This is a genomic window from Isoptericola sp. F-RaC21 (assembly GCF_038593535.1).
GTDB lineage: Bacteria > Actinomycetota > Actinomycetes > Actinomycetales > Cellulomonadaceae > Isoptericola.
On sequence record NZ_JBCFYX010000004.1, the window covers coordinates 723,389 to 740,294 of the forward strand.

At 73.8% G+C, this 16,906-nt stretch carries 16 protein-coding genes; 10 read left to right on the plus strand and 6 right to left on the minus strand.

What is annotated here, in order from left to right:
* Positions 1-4: 4 nt before the first annotated feature.
* Positions 5-865 carry an endo alpha-1,4 polygalactosaminidase gene (locus AAG589_RS18155; RefSeq protein WP_430568677.1) on the minus strand — a complete coding sequence of 287 codons (861 nt, stop codon included), beginning with the start codon at positions 863-865 and terminating at the stop codon, positions 5-7.
* 51 nt (positions 866-916) lie between these two features.
* On the opposite strand from AAG589_RS18155, the gene AAG589_RS18160 reads away from it, so the two are divergent.
* The 4 genes from AAG589_RS18160 (at position 917) to AAG589_RS18175 (ending at position 4,343) form a co-directional block, all read left to right on the plus strand.
* A complete protein-coding gene (locus tag AAG589_RS18160) occupies positions 917-1,849 on the plus strand; it encodes an aminoglycoside phosphotransferase family protein (protein WP_430568678.1) in 933 nt (310 codons plus the stop codon).
* Between the two features lie 96 nt (positions 1,850-1,945).
* Complete coding sequence (locus AAG589_RS18165) at positions 1,946-2,194, plus strand: PspC domain-containing protein (RefSeq protein WP_430568679.1); 249 nt, start codon at positions 1,946-1,948, stop codon at positions 2,192-2,194.
* A 34-nt stretch (positions 2,195-2,228) separates the two neighbouring features.
* Positions 2,229-2,753, plus strand: coding sequence for an O-acetyl-ADP-ribose deacetylase (locus AAG589_RS18170; RefSeq protein ID WP_430568680.1), 525 nt, complete (start codon positions 2,229-2,231; stop codon positions 2,751-2,753).
* A gap of 75 nt (positions 2,754-2,828) precedes the next feature.
* On the plus strand, positions 2,829-4,343 hold the full coding sequence (locus AAG589_RS18175) for an HNH endonuclease signature motif containing protein (protein WP_430568681.1): 1,515 nt from the start codon (positions 2,829-2,831) through the stop codon (positions 4,341-4,343).
* Between the two features lie 71 nt (positions 4,344-4,414).
* On the opposite strand, the gene AAG589_RS18180 is transcribed toward AAG589_RS18175, so the two are convergent.
* The gene (locus AAG589_RS18180) at positions 4,415-5,911 is read right to left on the minus strand and encodes an APC family permease (RefSeq protein WP_430568682.1); all 1,497 of its coding nucleotides are present in this window, start codon (positions 5,909-5,911) and stop codon (positions 4,415-4,417) included.
* 205 nt (positions 5,912-6,116) lie between these two features.
* On the opposite strand from AAG589_RS18180, the gene AAG589_RS18185 reads away from it, so the two are divergent.
* The gene (locus tag AAG589_RS18185; protein ID WP_430568683.1) at positions 6,117-7,328 is read left to right on the plus strand and encodes a beta-ketoacyl-[acyl-carrier-protein] synthase family protein; all 1,212 of its coding nucleotides are present in this window, start codon (positions 6,117-6,119) and stop codon (positions 7,326-7,328) included.
* A gap of 4 nt (positions 7,329-7,332) precedes the next feature.
* Here the strand turns inward: AAG589_RS18185 and AAG589_RS18190 are convergent, their stop codons facing one another.
* Both AAG589_RS18190 and AAG589_RS18195 read right to left on the minus strand, forming a co-directional pair.
* Positions 7,333-8,106: an alpha/beta fold hydrolase gene (locus AAG589_RS18190; RefSeq protein WP_430568684.1), complete on the minus strand. Its 774-nt coding sequence runs from the start codon at positions 8,104-8,106 to the stop codon at positions 7,333-7,335.
* 46 nt (positions 8,107-8,152) lie between these two features.
* Positions 8,153-8,755 (minus strand): GDSL-type esterase/lipase family protein, encoded by a 603-nt coding sequence (locus AAG589_RS18195; RefSeq protein WP_430568685.1) that lies wholly within the window; start codon positions 8,753-8,755, stop codon positions 8,153-8,155.
* Positions 8,756-8,998: 243 nt separating this feature from the next.
* On the opposite strand from AAG589_RS18195, the gene AAG589_RS18200 reads away from it, so the two are divergent.
* The 5 genes from AAG589_RS18200 to AAG589_RS18220 all read left to right on the plus strand — a co-directional run bounded on the left by AAG589_RS18200 (position 8,999) and on the right by AAG589_RS18220 (position 13,543).
* Positions 8,999-10,294: an ABC transporter substrate-binding protein gene (locus AAG589_RS18200; protein WP_430568686.1), complete on the plus strand. Its 1,296-nt coding sequence runs from the start codon at positions 8,999-9,001 to the stop codon at positions 10,292-10,294.
* A gap of 7 nt (positions 10,295-10,301) precedes the next feature.
* The gene (locus AAG589_RS18205; RefSeq protein WP_430568687.1) at positions 10,302-11,234 is read left to right on the plus strand and encodes a carbohydrate ABC transporter permease; all 933 of its coding nucleotides are present in this window, start codon (positions 10,302-10,304) and stop codon (positions 11,232-11,234) included.
* Positions 11,231-12,115: a carbohydrate ABC transporter permease gene (locus AAG589_RS18210; RefSeq protein ID WP_430568688.1), complete on the plus strand. Its 885-nt coding sequence runs from the start codon at positions 11,231-11,233 to the stop codon at positions 12,113-12,115. Before AAG589_RS18205 ends, AAG589_RS18210 begins: the two co-directional genes overlap by 4 nt.
* Positions 12,116-12,182: 67 nt before the next feature.
* Positions 12,183-12,800, plus strand: a complete 618-nt coding sequence (locus tag AAG589_RS18215) for a DNA-3-methyladenine glycosylase I (RefSeq protein WP_430568689.1) — start codon at positions 12,183-12,185, stop codon at positions 12,798-12,800.
* A gap of 17 nt (positions 12,801-12,817) precedes the next feature.
* A complete protein-coding gene (locus tag AAG589_RS18220) occupies positions 12,818-13,543 on the plus strand; it encodes a ZIP family metal transporter (RefSeq protein ID WP_430568690.1) in 726 nt (241 codons plus the stop codon).
* 143 nt (positions 13,544-13,686) lie between these two features.
* Here the strand turns inward: AAG589_RS18220 and AAG589_RS18225 are convergent, their stop codons facing one another.
* Both AAG589_RS18225 and AAG589_RS18230 read right to left on the minus strand, forming a co-directional pair.
* Complete coding sequence (locus AAG589_RS18225; RefSeq protein ID WP_430568691.1) at positions 13,687-15,570, minus strand: glycoside hydrolase family 2 protein; 1,884 nt, start codon at positions 15,568-15,570, stop codon at positions 13,687-13,689.
* Between the two features lie 45 nt (positions 15,571-15,615).
* Positions 15,616-16,713, minus strand: coding sequence for a LacI family DNA-binding transcriptional regulator (locus AAG589_RS18230; RefSeq protein WP_430568692.1), 1,098 nt, complete (start codon positions 16,711-16,713; stop codon positions 15,616-15,618).
* Between the last annotated feature and the right edge of the window lie 193 nt (positions 16,714-16,906).

Below are 16,906 nucleotides of genomic sequence, written 5' to 3' on the forward strand. Positions count from 1 at the left end.
GCCCTCAGCAGGCGTCGTAGACGTGCCCGTCCTCGCCGGCGGCGACGAGGTCCCGGTCGCGGAGGATCGTCAGCGGCGCGCGGTCGTCGAGCGCGCACACGTCGTCGAAGGTCAGCCCGGCGCCGTCGAGGGTGTCCGGGTACTCGACCTGCAGCACGTGGTCGCCGTAGACGTCGGTGTACGCGGCGCACTCGTCCCACGCCGCGCACTCCTCGGTGACGGCGAGGTCGAAGCCGAGCTCGTCGTGCGCGGTCCGCGAGATCTCCGCGGCGTTCTTCTGCGCGACGGCGAGGCCCGCGCCGTGCGCCAGGTCCACGTACGCCTGCGCCAGCGCGTACGCGCCCGCCTCGTCGATCGCGTCGAACCGGGTCCACGTGTCGAGGTTGTCGAGCTCGACGGCGTCGAACCCGGCGTCGGCGCAGCCCGTCACCACCGGCCCCAGCACCTCGAGGATGCCGTCGCGCTGCGCGGCGGTGGACGGGTCCAGCACGTGCTCGTCCGGCCAGTCCGGGTCGACGACGAGCCCGCCGTCGGCGTCGTGCAGCAGCAGGTCCTCGCGCCCCTCCCACAGGTCGGCCTGGTCGGGCTGGGTCTGGAAGCCGTTGACGTAGCAGACGCTGTACGCGCCCGGCAGCGGCTCCGCCGTCGCGTCGCGCACGACGACGTCGATCGCCGTCGGGCCCTCCCCCGCGTCGACGGTGTCGTACGCGCCGCCGAGCTGGTAGTCGAAGATGCCGTCGGTCGGCGGCAGCGTCACCGCGGCGGGGCTCGTGGTGGGCACGGACGACGACGCGGTCCCGGCCGCGCAGGACGACACGGCCGCGAGTGCCAGGGCAGCGGTCAGCATCGCCGTCGTCCGTCGCATGACCCGAGTATCACCTGGCCGCGCTCGCGGGGCGCGCCTACGGTCGAGCCCATGCCGCTGCACGACGACGAGGTCCTGGTCACCGCCGACGACGTCCGCCGCCTGCTCGCGGCGCAGCACCCGCGCTGGGCGTCACTGGCAGTGCAGCCGGTGCCCGAGTCGGGCACCGACCACCTGCTGTTCCGCCTCGGCGACGAGCTCGTGGCGCGGATGCCGAAGGTGGGCTGGGCGGCCGAGCATGCGCTCGCCGACGCGCGGTGGCTGCCGCGGCTCGCCCCGCACCTGCCGTTGACGGTGCCCGCACCCCTCGCCGTCGGCGAGCCCGACGACGCGTACCCGTTCCACTGGTCCGTGGTGCCGTGGGTGCCCGGCACCGCCACGGCCGACCCGCTCGACCCCGCGGCGGAGCCGAACGTGGACCCCGCGCGCGCCGCCGTCGACCTCGGCACGTTCGTCGCCGCGCTGCGCGCCGTCAACCCGACCGACGGCCCCGTCAAGGACGGCACCGGCCGCGGCGTGCCGCTGGCCAGGCTGGACGACGACGTCCGCCGCGCCACCGCCGAGGCGGGCGACCGCGTCGACGGGCCGGCCGTCCTCCAGGCGTGGGACCGGGCGCTGGAGGCCGCGGCCGACCCCGTGCCCGGCACCTGGCTGCACGGCGACCTCATGCCCGGGAACCTGATCTCGAACGGCTCGGACGACGGCGGCCGGCTCGCCGCCGTCATCGACTGGGGCGCCCTCGGCGTCGGCGACCCGGCCGCGGACCTCCCGCCCGCGTGGTGGCTGTTCTCCGGCCGCGACCGCGACGCGTTCCGCGACGCCGCGGGGGCCGGCCCCGGGGGCGACCTCGACGACGGCGCCTGGGAGCGCGGGCGCGGCTGGGTGCTGGTGCAGGGCGTCATCGCCCTGCCGTACTACTGGGACCGCTGGCCCGCGTTCGCCCGCGCGTCGCAGCGCCGGGTCGCGGCCGCCGTCGCGGGCTGACCACCCACCGAGGACCCGGTTAGGTCAGGGTCCCTCAGGGTCGAACGGGGGGACCACCCGATACCGGGCGCCGGGTGCGGCTCGTACCGTCGAAGCATGACCTCACCCACCTCGACCCCGTACGCCCAGCCCGCCGCCACTCCCCGACGCAAGCTGTACCGCCCCAACCACGGTCGTGTGCTCGGTGGCGTCTGCGCCGGCCTCGCCGACTGGCTCGGGTGGAGCCGCGGCCTCGTCCGCGTCCTCACCGTCGCGTCGATCCTCATCCCCGGCCCGCAGGTGCTCGCCTACATCGTGCTGTGGATCCTCATGCCCGACGAGGACAAGGCACTCCGCTCGGCCTGACGCCGCGCCCGCCGTACCGACCCCAGGAGGAACCGTGGAGCTCATCGTCGAACAGGGCGACATCACCACCGTCGCCACGGACGCGATCGTCAACGCCGCGAACTCGTCGCTGCTGGGCGGCGGCGGGGTCGACGGCGCCATCCACGCCGCCGCGGGCCCCCGCCTGCTGGCGGCCTGCCGCGAGCTGCGCGACAGCACCCTGCCCGACGGCCTGCCGGTGGGCGACGCCGTCGCCACCCCGGGCTTCGACCTGCCCGCCGACTGGGTGATCCACACGGTCGGCCCGAACCGGCACGCCGGGCAGACGGATCCCGCGCTGCTCGCCTCGTGCTTCAGCCGGTCGCTGGACGTCGCGGCGGACCTGCGCGCGCGGACCGTCGCCCTCCCCGCCGTGGGCGCGGGCGTGTACGGCTGGTCGCCCGACGACGTCGCGCGCGCCGCGCTCGAGGCCGTCCGGTCGTGGGACGACGCCAACCCGGCCGCGATCGACGAGGTCCGCTTCGTGCTCTTCAACGCCCCGGTGCTGGCCGCGTTCGAACAGCTGCTGACTGCCGCCTGACCTGCGGGAACGGTTGTCCACAGGCGGTTGTCCACACCCTTGTGAGGCCCGGCCCGTCCCGCTAGGGTCGAACACATGTTCGAGCCTCTGCGGACCTCGCGACTCGCCGACTCGCCCCCGGCGGCGCCGTCGCTCGCGCGCGTCTCGGCCGCGATCGACGAGGTCGTGGAGCTCCAGCGCCAGGTCGACGCGCTGGAGGCGCGCAAGCTCGTCGCCACCGAGCGCGCCCGGGTGGAGGCGGAGCGCGCGGAGGCGGCGCTGCTCGCGCACGACGACGTCGAGCTGAGCCGCGCGGGCGCCGCCCGTCGCCGCGACCTCGCCCGCCGCGCCTTCACGGCCGACCTCGCCACGGCGCTGCGCCTCACCGAACAGGCGGCCGGCCACCTCCTCGACACGGCGCGCACCCTGGCGGTCGACGTCGGGGCACCGGGTCGCGCGACCCTGGACGCCCTGCGCCACGGCCGTCTGTCGCTGGCGCACGCCACGGCCGTCGCCGACACCCTCGCCGAACTCCCGGACCAGGACGCGCGCGGCCTCGTCGAGGGCGCTGTGCTCCCCTCGGCCACCCGGTGCACCCTGCCACAGCTTCGTCGGCGCCTGCGTCGCGCCCGCGACGCCGCCCACCCCGAGCCGTTCGTGGAGCGGCACCGCCGGGCCGCGGAGTCCCGGGCCGTCTACGTCGACCCGGGCACGGACGGCATGGCGTGGCTCACGGCTCACCTGCCCGCCCCCGTCGCGCACGCCGCGTACGACCGCCTCACTCGCGCCGGCACCCGCGCCCGGGAGGCCGGCGACACCCGGACGCTCGCACAGCTCCGGGCGGACGCGGCCGCCGACCTGCTGCTCGCCGGCACAGAGACCCGCACAGGACTAGACGCCGACACCACCGACCGCGTGCCGGACCCGCTCGAGGTCGTGCGCCGGATCGTCCCCACCGTGCGGGTCACGGTGCCGGTGCTGTCCCTGCTGGGCAGCTCCGACGTGGCCGCGGACCTCGACGGCCACGGGCCGGTGGACGCGGCGACCGCGTCGAGGCTCACGGCCGCGGCTCCGTCGCTGCGGCGGCTGCTCGTCGATCCGGTGGACGGCCGCGTGCTCGGCACCGACCCCGGCACGTACACCGTCCCGGCCGCGCTGCGCGCGTTCCTGCGGGCGCGCGACGGCGTGTGCCGGTTCCCGGGCTGCACGCGCGCGGCCGCGCGCTGCGACGTCGACCACGTGGTCGCATGGTCCGACGGCGGGCGGACGGTCGCGGACAACCTGACCCATCTGTGCCGCCACCATCACGTGATGAAGCACCAGTCGGTGTGGCGCAGCGGGCTCGACCCGAACGGCGCCGTCACCTGGACCTCACCGACCGGACGCACCCACCGGGACCCTCCGGTCAAGCACGTCGAACAGGTCGAGCACGTCGTACACGTCGAACAGGTCGAGCCGAGGTCACTCGACGCCTCGACCCACGAGGGGCCCACAGCCGGACGCCGCACACCCGAACGCTCGGAACCTGAACGCACCGCGCCCGAACACCCCACACCGAACCGCACCGAGGGCTCGTCTTCAGAGCCCGACCGACCAGGTGGATCGCCTTGATCCGGCACCGCTCGCCGCGGCCGACACGGCGGCGGGAACACCGGAGTGCTCGTGCCCGCCCGGCGCTCTCATCACCGCTTGGGATAGCCCGCCTGAGGCTTGTCCTCGTCGAGCTCGTCGATGTCCTCGAACTCGGTGGGCTCGTGGCGCACGGTGCGGTTGTACAGCCAGGTGATGAACGACAGCACCAGCCCGACGGCGAGCAGCCCGCCCGCGATGACGTACTGCTCCTGCTGCTCCTCGCTGCGCGCCCACGGACCGGCGAGGAAGGCGCACGTGACGGCGCCGAGCAGCGCGACCCACGCCTTGGTGCGGAAGTGCGCGTGCTGCACGGGCTGGCGGCGCAGCACCAGCAGCGCCACGTTGACGACGGCGAACACGGTGAGCAGCAGCAGCGACGTGGTGCCGCCCAGCAGGCTGATGGCGTTCGAGCCGGCCTCGGTGCCGCTCGCGCGGACCACGTAGGTGATGAGCCCGTAGGAGATGAGCGTGGTGACGATGATCGACACCCACGGCGTCTGGCGCGTGCGGTGCACCTTGCCGAAGCTGCGCGGCAGCACGCCCTGGTTCGCCAGCCCGTACAGCAGCCGGGATGCCATGAGCATGTTGATGAGCGCCGAGTTCGCTACGGCGAACATGCCGATGAACGGGAAGATCGTGTCGAACGGCACCCCCGGCGCGCCGGCGGCCACGACCTGCGTCAGCGCGGAGCCCTTGGAGTCGTCGGTCAGGTCGCCCACGGGCACGAGGGCGACGGCCGTGATCGCGACCAGCACGTAGATGAGCCCGGTGATCGACAGGCCCGTGAGCATGGTGCGGGGGAAGTCGCGCACCGGGTCGCGGCACTCCTCCGCCATGTTCACGGAGTCCTCGAAGCCCACCATCGCGAAGAACGCGAGCGTCGTCGCGGCCGTCACTGCGAGGAACACGCCCTTGTCGTCCGGGCTCTCGAAGATCACCACCCGGGAGAAGTCGGCACGCCCCTGCGTCATGCCCCACATGCCGACGAAGATGACGAGCAGCAGGCCGGACAGCTCCACGAGCGTGAGCACGACGTTCGCCTTGACGCTCTCCCCGACGCCGCGGAAGTTCACCAGGGCCACGAGCGTCATGAACCCGAGGGCGATCCACAGCAGCCCGGGTCCGCCGGGCTCGAGGCCGAGCCCGAACCCGTCGCTGAGGAAGCCCGCGAACGCGTTGGACGCCGTCGACGCCGACGTGATGCCCGAGCACATCACCATGAACGCGATGATGAACGTGACGAAGTGGATGCCGAATGCCTTGTGCGTGTACAGCGCGGCGCCGGCGGCCTGCGGGTACTTGGTGACCAGCTCCAGGTACGAGAACGCGGTGAGCGTCGCCACGACGAACGCGATGAGGAACGGGGCCCAGGCGGCGCCGCCGACCTCGCCGGCGACCTGCCCGGTGAGGGCGTAGACGCCCGTGCCGAGGATGTCCCCGACGATGAAGAGGAGCAGCAGCTTGCGCCCCATCACCCGCTTGAGGCCGTGGTCGGGGACCGCGTCGCCGGCCCTGCCCGCCCCGCTCTGATCGACCGCCTGGCTCATCGCGACCTCCCGGATCGGCTCGCAGCTGATCGTCCTCGCACCGTCACCCGCCGCCTCTCGCGTCGTCGCGCAGGCCCGGCCACCACCCATGGAACCGCGCCGGGGCACGACCTGCATGGGCGACGCGCGGGCAGGCACGGCAGAGTTGCCCGCAACACGGTCTCGCACGGTGCGGGTGCAGGGGGCAACCGGACTGACGAGGAGCATGCGAGTGCGACGAACGGTGGTCACGGGTGCCGGGGCGGTCACGCCCGTCGGCGGCACGGTCGAGGAGACGTGGGCGGCCCTCGTGGCCGGGGCGAACGGGGCAGGCGCGATCGCCGACGACTGGGCCGGCACGCTGCCGGTGCGCATCGCCGCGCGGGTGGACGACGCCTTCGCCGACGGGCTGAGCGTGCCCGAGCGTCGCACCCGCGACCGGGTGGAGCAGCTGACGCTGGTCGCGGGGCGCGAGGCGTGGGCGTCCGCGGGGGCGCCGACCGTGGACCCCACCCGGGTCGCGGTGGCCGTGGGCACCGCGCACGGCGGCATCGCGACGACCGTCACCATGCAGGACACCCTGGGCCGGGACGGCTACCGCCGCGTCTCCCCGCACACCATCACGATGGCGATGGCGAACGGCCCGGCGGCCTACCTGTCCCTCGACCTGGGGGCCAAGGCCGGCGCCCGCGCTCCGGTGAGCGCGTGCGCCGCGGGGGTCGAGGCGATCCTGCAGGCCCGCGACCTCATCCGTTCGGGGGCGGCGGACGTCGTGGTGTGCGGCGGGGCGGAGGCCAGCATCGTGCCGCTGTCCCTCACCGGCTTCGGCCGGGTGCGCGCCCTGTCGACCCGCAACGACGAACCGCTGCGCGCCTCCCGCCCCTTCGACACCGGCCGTGACGGCTTCGTCATGGGCGAGGGGGCCGTGCTCTTCGTCCTCGAGGCCGAGGAGCACGCGCGAGCCCGCGGCGCGAGGGTCCTGGGAGCCGTCGACGGCGGGGCGCTCACGTCCGACGCCTACGACATCGTCGGCGGCGACCCGGCCAACCAGGCCCGGACCATCACGCTCGCGCTGCACGACGCCGGGCTGGACGCGGCCGACGTCGGGCTGGTGCACGCGCACGCGACGTCGACGCCGATGGGCGACGTCAACGAGGCCGACGCCCTGCGCGCCGCCCTCGGGAGCCCGCCCGCGGTGACGGCCACGAAGGCGTCCACCGGGCACCTGCTCGGCGCGTCCGGCGCCCTGGGCGCGCTGGTCGCGATGCTCGCGCTGCGCGACGGCGTCGTCCCGCCCACCCTCAACCTCGACGACCCCGACCCGGACGTGGACCTCGACGTCGTCACCGCGGCCCGGCCGACGACGGCGCGCCACGCGCTCGTCGACGCGTTCGGCTTCGGCGGGCACAGCGCCGCGCTGGCGCTGTCGCGGGAGTGACCCGTCAGCGGGGCAGGTGGGCGGCGAGGAACTCCTCGACGGCCTCGAAGTACGCCGCGGGCTGGTCCCGGCGGACGCAGTGCCCGGCGTCGGCGACGACGGCGAGGCTGAGCAGCGCGTTCCCCGGCCCGGGCGCGGTCGGCGCAGGGCCGACGCTGTCCCGGTCGGGCAGCACGAGCAGCGTCGGCACCGCCAGCCGGGGCACGAGCTCGGCCCAGCTCTCCCGGCCCAGGTGCAGGCCCCGGCGCAGGTAGTCCCGCTGCACCTGCGGCTTGCACCGCGCCCACGCCTCGACCTCGGGCCGGCTCCACGCGCTCTCCGCGACCAGCGCCTCGAGCTCGCCGGCCGCGACCCGCTCGCTCACGCCCTCGACGAACCCGAGGAAGCCGGCGGCGTCCTCGGCCGGGCTGGGGCCGCCGCTCGCCCGCGGCGGGTCCTCCAGCACCAGCGCCCGCACCGCCGCGGGCCGGGCGACCGCCGCGCGCAGGGCGAGCGCGCCGCCCATCGAGTGGCCCAGCAGCACGACGGGCTCCGGCTGGTCGTCGAGCACGGCGAGCACGTCGGAGAGCATCAGCTCCGCCGTCCGGCCCATCTCGTCCGGCCGGAACCGCGGCGACGTGCCGTGGCCGCGCATGCTCGGCGCCACGATCCGCCAGTCGCGCCGCCACCGGTCCACGAGGTCCGGGAAGTTGTCGCCCGCGTCCGACAGGCCGTGCAGCACCACGACCGTGGGAGAGGCCGCGTCGCCCGCGGTGTGGATCGTCAGCGCCGAGGTCACGGAGCGTGAGCGTAGCGGGCCGGGCAACGCCGCAGGCAGCGTGTCCCTATGTTGACGCCAGCGAGGCGAGGAACGGCCGCTGCACGACGGCGGCGAGCGCCGCGTAGCCCGCCGCCCCCGGGTGGAACCCGTCCCCCTCGCGGACCTCGCGTCGCCACGTCGCGTCCGTCGCGGTGGCGTCGAACGTATCCACGTACGGGATGCCGCGATCGGCGCACACCTCGGCAAACGCGTCGCCGAGGCCGTGGAGGCGGGCGTTCTGCGCCTCGTCGTCGACGGCGGGCGGTCCGACCACGAGCGTCGTCGCCCGGCCGGCCACGTCGAGGGCCCGGTGCAGAGCCCGCGCCGACTGAGCGAGCGACTGACGCACGTGCCCGTCGACACGCACCGTGTCGTTGACGCCGAACGCCAGGACGAGTCGGCGCTCGTCGCCGGCGGACAGCCGCGGGGCAAGCTCAGCCTCCAGCCGCTCGGCCACCTGGGACGACGTCTCACCGCGCACGCCGAGGTTGTAGGAGGTCAGCCGACGACCCTCCGCGAACGCGGCGGCCGACACCCTGCCGACCCAGCCCAGGCAGGCCGGGTCACCGGTGCCGGCGACGTAGGAGTCGCCGGCGAAGCAGATCCGCACGTCACGGGCCGTGGGCATGCACCGGACGGTACCCGCACGGCCCTTGACGTCAGGGCGACGGATCGGGTGCGAGTGACCCGACGAAGCGACGGGCGGGTGACTTCCGGTCACGATTCGGGCGAAGACTCCCCGGGCGCCTTGACACCGTGACCGCGCCGGTCGTGCCATGAGAGCGAGACCGGGGCGCGACGACGCGCCAGGCCGGTGACGCGCGTCGCGCGCACCGACCCCGCCGGCCCAGAGGGCGTAGGGGTGAGGCACATGCGAGGAGCTCCCAGGACGTCGGTGGTGGCCGCGGTCGCTGCCGTGGCGGCGCTGACGCTAGCCGCGTGCGGCGGCGGTGGCAACGAACCCGAGACCGGCAGCAGCGGCGGCAGCGGGGGCGGCGGCGAGGTCGAGGTCTTCACCTGGTGGGCGGCCGGGTCGGAGAAGGCCGGCCTGGACGCGCTGGTCAAGGTGTTCGACGAGCAGCACCCGGACGTGAAGTTCGTCAACGGCGCGGTCGCCGGCGGCGCGGGGTCGCAGGCCAAGGACCTGCTGCAGACCCGCCTGCAGGCGCAGGACCCGCCGGACACGTTCCAGGCGCACGCGGGCGCCGAGCTGCAGGACTACATCGACGCCGCGCAGATCGAGCCGGTGACCGGCCTGTACGACGAGTTCGGGCTGACCGACGTCTTCCCGCCGGACCTCATGGACCGGCTGACCGCCGCCGACGGCGAGATCTACTCCATCCCGTCGAACATCCACCGCGCCAACGTCGTCTGGAGCAACCGGCAGGTGCTCGAGGACGCCGGCGTCGACCCGGACGCCACCTACGACGACCTGTCGTCGTGGATGGACGACCTGGCGAAGCTGAAGAAGGCGGGCGTCACGCCGCTCGCCGTCGCGCAGGCGTGGACGCAGGTGCAGCTGCTCGAGACGGTGCTGCTCTCCGACCTGGGCGCCGACGGCTACTCCGGGCTGTGGGACGGCTCGACCGACTGGAAGGGCCCCGAGGTCAAGGCGGCGCTGGAGGACTTCCAGACGCTCATGGGCTACACCAACACCGACCGCGACGGCCTGGACTGGCCGGAGTCGCAGCAGCTCGTCATCGACGGCAAGGCCGGGTTCACGGTCATGGGCGACTGGGCCGAGGCGTCGTACGAGGAGCAGAAGCAGGAGCTCGGCACCGACTACTCGGCGTTCCCGGTGCCAGGCACGGACGGCGTCTTCGACTTCCTCGCCGACTCGTTCACGCTGCCGGTGGGCGCGCCGCACCCCGACGGGGCGAAGGCCTGGCTGGACACGGTCGGCTCGGCCGAGGGGCAGGAGGCGTTCAACAAGGCCAAGGGCTCCATCCCGGCCCGCACCGACATCGACATGTCGAGCTTCGGCCCCTACCAGCAGGACGCCGCGGAGTCGTTCAAGAGCGACACCATCGTGTCCTCGCTGGCGCACGGCGCCGCCGTGCCGGTGGCGACGCTCACGGCGATCCAAGACGCCACCAGCAAGTTCACCTCGGGGGCGTCCGACCTGGCGGCGTTCCAGTCGGAGCTGGCCGCCGCGGCCGCCGGCTGAGGCGCCGATGCCCACCGCCACGCGCAGGCGGGCGGGGGTGCGCCGGGCGGTCCGCCGCGCCGGCGCGCCCCTGCTCCTGCTGCTGCCGTCGCTGATCCTGGTCGGGGTGTTCGTCTACGGCCTCATCGTGGCGAACGCCCGGCAGTCCGCCACCGACAACCACACCGCCGCCCAGGCGACGGGTCAGTCGCCGACGACGGGCGTCGGGCTGCGCAACTACCTCGACCTGCTGGGCAGCGAGGAGTTCCAGCACTCGCTGACCAACCTGGTGCTGTACACGGTGGTGTTCCTGGTCGGCACGATGGTCATCGGGTTCGCCTGGGCCTGGCTCCTCGACAAGCCGCTGCGCGGCGAGGGGATCTTCCGCTCGGTGTACCTGTTCCCGATGGCGGTCTCGTTCATCGCCTCGGGCGTGGTGTGGCGGTGGCTGCTCAACTCCAACCAGGACGAGCAGGCGTCCGGCCTGAACCGGCTGTTCCAGATGATCGGGCTGGACGCGCTGCAGAACAACTGGTGGAACAACGTGTCCGTGGGCATCGTCGCCATCGCGATCCCGGCGATCTGGCAGCTCTCCGGCTACGTGATGGCCCTGTTCCTCGCCGGCTTCCGCGGGATCCCCGTGGAGCTGCGCGAGGCCGCCCGGGTGGACGGCGCCAGCGAGTGGAAGCTGTACCGGCACGTCCTGTTCCCGCAGCTGTCGCCGATCGCCCTGTCGGCGCTCATCATCATCGGCCACATGTCGCTCAAGGCGTTCGACCTCATCATGTCGATCTCCAAGCCGGCGAACTACCAGACCAAGGTGCCCGCCGTGGACATGTACGTGTTCAAGTCGGCGTTCGACTACGCGAACGCGGCCGCCGTCGGCACGATCCTGCTGGTCATCGTGGCCGTCGTCATCGTGCCGTACCTCGTGCACACGCACCGGCAGGCGAAGCGATGACCGCCGTCGTGGAGGAGGCCGGGCGCCCGGTCGACCTGGGGCGGCCGGCGGCCCCGCGCGGCCGGTTCACCCTCGGCCGCACGCTGCGCTACCTCGTGCTGCTGCTGTTCGTCCTCGTGGTGCTGGTGCCGGTGTACGTGCTGCTGGTGACCAGCTTCAAGGGGCCCGGCGACGCCGCGCCCACCCGGGCGTGGAACCTGCCGCAGGTGTGGACCACCGCCAACTGGGAGACGGCGTGGAGCACGCTCGCCCCCGCCATCGCGCGCACCGTGCAGATGGTGGTGCCGGCCGCGCTGATCTCGGCGTTCCTCGGGTCGCTCAACGGGTTCGTGCTGTCGCGCTGGCGCTTCCCGGGCGCCGACCTGGTGTTCACGCTGATCCTCTTCGGCATGTTCATCCCGTACCAGGCGGTGATGATCCCGCTGAACCAGCTCGTGCTGGGGCTCGGCGTGCCGAGCGGCGTCCCGTCGCTGATCCTGCTGCACGTCGTCTACGGCATCCCGATCACCACGCTCATCTTCCGCAACTACTACATGACCGTGCCGCAGGAGCTGATCGAGGCCGCCCGCGTCGACGGGGCCGGGATGCTGCGCACGTACGCGTGGATCGTGCTGCCGATCTCCGTGCCGAGCTTCGTCGTCGTGCTCATCTGGCAGTTCACGTCGGCCTGGAACGACTTCCTGTTCGCCGTGTTCTTCTCCTCCAGCCAGAACGGGCCGGTGACCCTCGCGCTGAACAACCTGGCGAACGGCGCCCTGCTGCAGGACTACGGCGTCTCCATGGCGGGCGCGCTGTTCGCGTCGCTGCCCACGCTGCTCGTGTACGTGCTGCTGGGCCGGTACTTCATGGGCGGGCTGATGTCCGGGTCGGTCAAGGGCTGACCCCGGGAGGCCGCGGCCCTGTGGACAACCGGCGCCGGGTGTCGGGAGCACCGGGCAGGCTGGGGGCATGACGACGACCGACGACCCGGGGCCGGCCGCCCCTCCCGTCGCCGCCCGCTGCTTCGGCGACGGCGACCCCCTGTACGAGGCGTACCACGACACCGAGTGGGGCGTGCCGGTGCACGGCGAGGCCGCGCTGCTGGAACGGATCGCGCTGGAGGGCTTCCAGTCCGGCCTGTCGTGGATCACCGTGCTGCGCAAGCGCCCCGCGTTCCGGGAGGTGTTCGCCGGGTTCGAGCCGGAGAAGGTCGCGGCCCTCACGCCCGACGACGTCGAGCGGCTGCTCGGCGACGCCCGGATCATCCGCAACCGGCAGAAGATCGAGGCCACCATCGGCAACGCGCGGGCCGTGCTCGCCCTGCACGACGACGGCCGCACGCTCGACGAGCTGTTCTGGTCGTTCGCTCCCCCGGCCCGCGAGCGCCGGATCGACGCGTGGGACGCCGTGCCGGCCACCACCCCCGAATCGGTGGCCCTGGCCAAGGCGCTCAAGAAGGAGGGCTTCCGCTTCTTCGGCCCGACGACCGCCTACGCCGCCATGCAGGCCTGCGGTCTGGTGGACGACCACCTCGCGACGTGCCCGGTGGTCACGGGCGGCACGCTCGGAGGGCAGCGCTCCGCCTGACCTGGTCGAATGGGCGGATGCTGGGTTTCTGGTGGGGCCTGCTGGGCAGCTCGTCGCTGCTGATCGGCGCCGCGCTGGTGCTGTGGAAGACGCCGAGCCGGCGGCTCACGGGCCTGATCATGGCGTTCGGCGCGGGCGTGCTCATCAGCGCGGTCGCGTACGACCTGGTCGAGGACGCCTCGCGGTCCGCGAGCGGCTGGGTGCTGCTCGCCGGGCTGGCCGCAGGGGCGCTGACGTTCTTCGTCGGCGACCTGCTCATCGACCGGCGGGGCGGGCACGACCGCAAGCGGTCCACGGGCGCCCAGGCGCAGGGCTCCGGCGGAGCGATCGCCCTGGGCACCGTGCTGGACGGCATCCCCGAGTCCGTGGTGCTCGGCTCCACGCTGGTCGGCGGCGGCGGGGTGAGCGTTGCCGTGCTCGCCGCGGTGTTCATCTCCAACCTGCCCGAGGCGATGTCCGCGACCGTCGGGCTGCGGCAGGCCGGCGCCTCGACCGCCCGGCTCGCCCTGCTGTGGGGCGGCACCACTCTCGTGTCGGCCGTCGCCGCCGGCGTCGGCTACGCCGTCCTGGGCGCCGCGGACCCGGTGACCATCGCCGTCGTGCAGGCCTTCGCCGCCGGCGCCCTGCTCACCATGCTGGTGGACACGATGATCCCCGAGGCCACCGAGTTCGGCGGCCCGGTCACCGGGCTGGTCACCGTGCTCGGCTTCGCCACCGCCTTTGGGCTGTCGGCCCTGGGCTAGGGCTCCGGGAGTACACGGCCGCGAAGCGCGACCTCGTCGAGGAGCTGCTCAACGAGGAGCGGGCGGCCCGCGGGCTGCCGCCGACGACGGCCTGGGACAAGTAGTCCCGGCGGCCGTCGTCGGGCGACGGCCCGCCCGGCGGGTCAGACCGCCGCGCGGTCCGCCTCCTCCACGGCGGCGACCTGCTGTTGCACCTTCCGGACGCGGGCGACGTCGAGCTTCTCGGACCGGTCGAAGCGGTACACGCCGTTCTGCTCCTGGAACACGTCGGTGAGCTGGGTGTAGCAGTAGCCGAACATCAGCGGGTCGCCGAGCAGCACCTCGGTGAGGCCGCGGAACCGGGCGTGGAACTCCGCCTCGTCCGCGACGCGCTGGCCGTAGCCCCACGACTCGGCGGTGTCGTTCCCCGCCGCGGCGGCCGCCGCCTCCGGGTTCCACCAGATGCCGCCGTACTCGGACACGAAGTACGGCTGGCCGCGGTACGGCAGGGACATCGCCGCGCCGCCGTCGCGACGGTTCTCGTACGGCGCGCCCTCGGCCAGCCCCGCCATCTGGCGGGCGAACGCGGCCGGGTCCTGCTCGTAGCTGTGCGAGTCCCAGACGTCGGTCTCGAGCACGCGGTGCGAGTAGCCGCTGGCGTCGATCACCGGCCGCGACGGGTCGGCGAGCTTGGTGGCGAGGAACATGCCGCGGGTGACGTCGTCGAGCACGGTCAGGCGGTCGTGCAGGTCCTGGTGCGTCTCGTTGAGGGGGCACCAGCCGACGATCGACGGGTGCGAGTGGTCGCGCTCCAGCACCTCCAGCCACTGCGTGGTGAACGACGCCGTGGGCTGCTGGTTGTGGCCGACGGTGCCCTGCCCGCTCACGCCCCAGTCGCCGAACTCGCCCCACACGAGGTAGCCGAGGCGGTCGGCGTGGAACAGGAACCGCTCCTCGAACACCTTCTGGTGCAGGCGCGCGCCGTTGAACCCGGCCTCCAGGCCGAGCTCGATGTCGCGCACGAGCGCCGCGTCGGACGGCGCCGTCATGAGCGACTCGGGCCAGTACCCCTGGTCCAGCACGAGGCGCTGGAACATGGCGCGGCCGTTGATCCGCACGGCCTGGCCGTCGATCGCGACGGACCGCAGGCCCGCGTAGGAGTCGACGGCGTCGACGAGCGCGCCGTCGCCGTCGCGCAGCTCCACCCGCAGGCCGTACAGGTGTGGGTTCCCCGGGCCCCACAGGCGCACGCGGTCTTCGGGGACGACGATTCGCAGCGCGGGCGCGAGGTCGACGTCGGCACGCACGGACTCGGAGGCCACGACGCCGGCTGAGTCGGTCAGCGTGACGGTGACCGTGTGGCCGGGGCGGTTGGCGGTCAGCGGCAGCACGACGTCGAACGCGCTGCTCGCCACGTGCGGCGTGACGCGCGGCCGGCGCAGGTGGGCGCCCGGCACGGGCTCCAGCCACACCGTCTGCCAGATGCCGGTGGTGCGCGTGTACTGGCAGTGGGTGTTCGCGTACCAGGTGGCCTGCTTGCCGCGGGCCTGGCGGGCGTCGCGCGGGTCGCGGGCGCGCACGACGACGGTCACGGTGTCGCCGGGCGCGGCCACGCCGTGCAGGTCGGCCGTGAACGGCGAGAACCCGCCGCGGTGGCGCGCCACCTCCACGCCGTCCACCCACACGGTCGCATCGTGGTCGACCGCGCCGAAATGCAGCAGCACGTGCGTGTCGTCGCCGGCGACGGCGGCCCACTCCGCCGGGACGGTCACCTCGCGGCGGTACCAGACGGCCTCGAGGAAGTCGGTGTTCCCCACGCCGGACAGCTCCGACTCGGGGGCGAAGGGCACGGTGATGGTTCCGGCGAGCCCACGGTCGCGCAGCCCGCGCTCCAGCCCCGAGTCGCCCTGGTCGAGCTCGAACTGCCAGGTGCCGTTGAGGTTGAGCCAGCGCTCGCGCACCACCTGCGGGCGTGGGTACTCCGGTCGCGGCACGGCCGCGCCCGCCGGGGCGGAGGGCGGGTCGAGGTGGGTGAGGTGGTCTGCCATGGCGGCTGCTCCGTCGCGGTCGGCTGGTCGATGGTCCGGGCTGATTCAACCTCCGTCCGAAGAAAAGCGCAACGTTGTACCAAACGTTCGGGTGCTCTCCCGCACCAGCAGGCGGTGCGGCGCGACGACGTCCTCGGCGGGCCCGGCGCCGCCCTCCACCTGCGCCACCAGCCGTGCGACGGCGCGCTCCGCGATACCGCGCACGTCGGGCGCCACCGTGGTGAGCCCGGGGTTGGCGTACCGGCCGTCCTCGGTGTTGTCCCAGCCGACGACGCCGACGTCCTCGGGCACGCGGACGCCGTTGGTGCGCAGCACGTGCATGGCGCCGAGCGCGAGCAGGTCGTTGCCGCACACCAGGCCGTCGACCTCGCCGACGCGGGCGAGCACCTCCTCGACCGCCCGCGCGCCGGCGGCGCGGCTGTAGTCCTGCACCGGCAGCAACCAGTCCGGCCGGGCCTCAAGGCCGGCGTCCCGCAGCTCCTCCACGAAGCCGCGCAGGCGCGGGGCGCCGGAGCGCTCGGGCACCCCGGGCTCGGCGCCCAGGAACGCGAGGCGCCGGCGACCGGTGTCCAGCAGGTGCCGGGTGGCCTCGCGCGCGGCGGCGACGTTGTCGATGCTCACGTGGTCCGTGGTCAGCGGCGCACCGGCCTTCCAGGGCCGCTCGCCGAGCAGCACCATCGGCGTCGTGCCGCGCAGCTCGTCGACGTCTCCCAGGCTGAGGTCCAGCGGGCTGAACACGATGCCGTCGATGAGCCGCACGTCGAAGCCCCGGGCCACGAGCCGCTCGGCCTCGGCGTCGCCCCGGGTCTCGTCGATGAGCACGCGGTAGCCGCGCGCGGCGGCGACCTCGATGGTCTCGTGGGCGAGGGTCGAGAAGTAGGGCGAGTCGATCTGCGGCACCGCCAGCGCGAGGATGCCCGTGCGCCCCTGCCGCAGCTGCCGGCCCGCGAGGCTCGGGCGGTAGCCGAGCTCCGCGATGACGCCCTCGACGCGCTCGCGCGTGGCCGCGCCCACCCGGCCGGTGCCGTTGACGACGTTGGAGACCGTCTTCCACGACACGCCCGCCGCGGCGGCGACGTCCTTGATCCCCGGCGGCCTGCGCCGCCCGCCGGCCGACCTGTCGTCCGCGACCTGTTCGCTCACCCGTCCACCTCTCGCCGACGCGTCACCTCTTGACGGGTGGCGCTCGTGTAGTCCATCGTGATCCAACGTTAGACCGCAACGTTGCACCAAGGGTCGAGGACGACCCCCGAGAGATCGGAAGCTCTGTGACCGTGACCGGTGAGCCGATGGTGGCGAATCCCGACGCGCCCCGCCGGGACCGTGTGCGAGGCGT

What these genes read in the sequence shown, in the direction of transcription:
- AAG589_RS18155 (WP_430568677.1), bottom strand. Translation starts at nt 865, where the DNA reads ATGCGACGGACGACGGCGATGCTGACCGCTGCCCTGGCACTCGCGGCC.
- AAG589_RS18160 (WP_430568678.1), top strand. Translation starts at nt 917, where the DNA reads ATGCCGCTGCACGACGACGAGGTCCTGGTCACCGCCGACGACGTCCGC.
- AAG589_RS18165 (WP_430568679.1), top strand. Translation starts at nt 1,946, where the DNA reads ATGACCTCACCCACCTCGACCCCGTACGCCCAGCCCGCCGCCACTCCC.
- AAG589_RS18175 (WP_430568681.1), top strand. Translation starts at nt 2,829, where the DNA reads ATGTTCGAGCCTCTGCGGACCTCGCGACTCGCCGACTCGCCCCCGGCG.
- AAG589_RS18180 (WP_430568682.1), bottom strand. Translation starts at nt 5,911, where the DNA reads ATGAGCCAGGCGGTCGATCAGAGCGGGGCGGGCAGGGCCGGCGACGCG.
- AAG589_RS18185 (WP_430568683.1), top strand. Translation starts at nt 6,117, where the DNA reads ATGCGAGTGCGACGAACGGTGGTCACGGGTGCCGGGGCGGTCACGCCC.
- AAG589_RS18195 (WP_430568685.1), bottom strand. Translation starts at nt 8,755, where the DNA reads ATGCCCACGGCCCGTGACGTGCGGATCTGCTTCGCCGGCGACTCCTAC.
- AAG589_RS18200 (WP_430568686.1), top strand. Translation starts at nt 8,999, where the DNA reads ATGCGAGGAGCTCCCAGGACGTCGGTGGTGGCCGCGGTCGCTGCCGTG.
- AAG589_RS18205 (WP_430568687.1), top strand. Translation starts at nt 10,302, where the DNA reads ATGCCCACCGCCACGCGCAGGCGGGCGGGGGTGCGCCGGGCGGTCCGC.
- AAG589_RS18210 (WP_430568688.1), top strand. Translation starts at nt 11,231, where the DNA reads ATGACCGCCGTCGTGGAGGAGGCCGGGCGCCCGGTCGACCTGGGGCGG.
- AAG589_RS18215 (WP_430568689.1), top strand. Translation starts at nt 12,183, where the DNA reads ATGACGACGACCGACGACCCGGGGCCGGCCGCCCCTCCCGTCGCCGCC.
- AAG589_RS18220 (WP_430568690.1), top strand. Translation starts at nt 12,818, where the DNA reads ATGCTGGGTTTCTGGTGGGGCCTGCTGGGCAGCTCGTCGCTGCTGATC.
- AAG589_RS18225 (WP_430568691.1), bottom strand. Translation starts at nt 15,570, where the DNA reads ATGGCAGACCACCTCACCCACCTCGACCCGCCCTCCGCCCCGGCGGGC.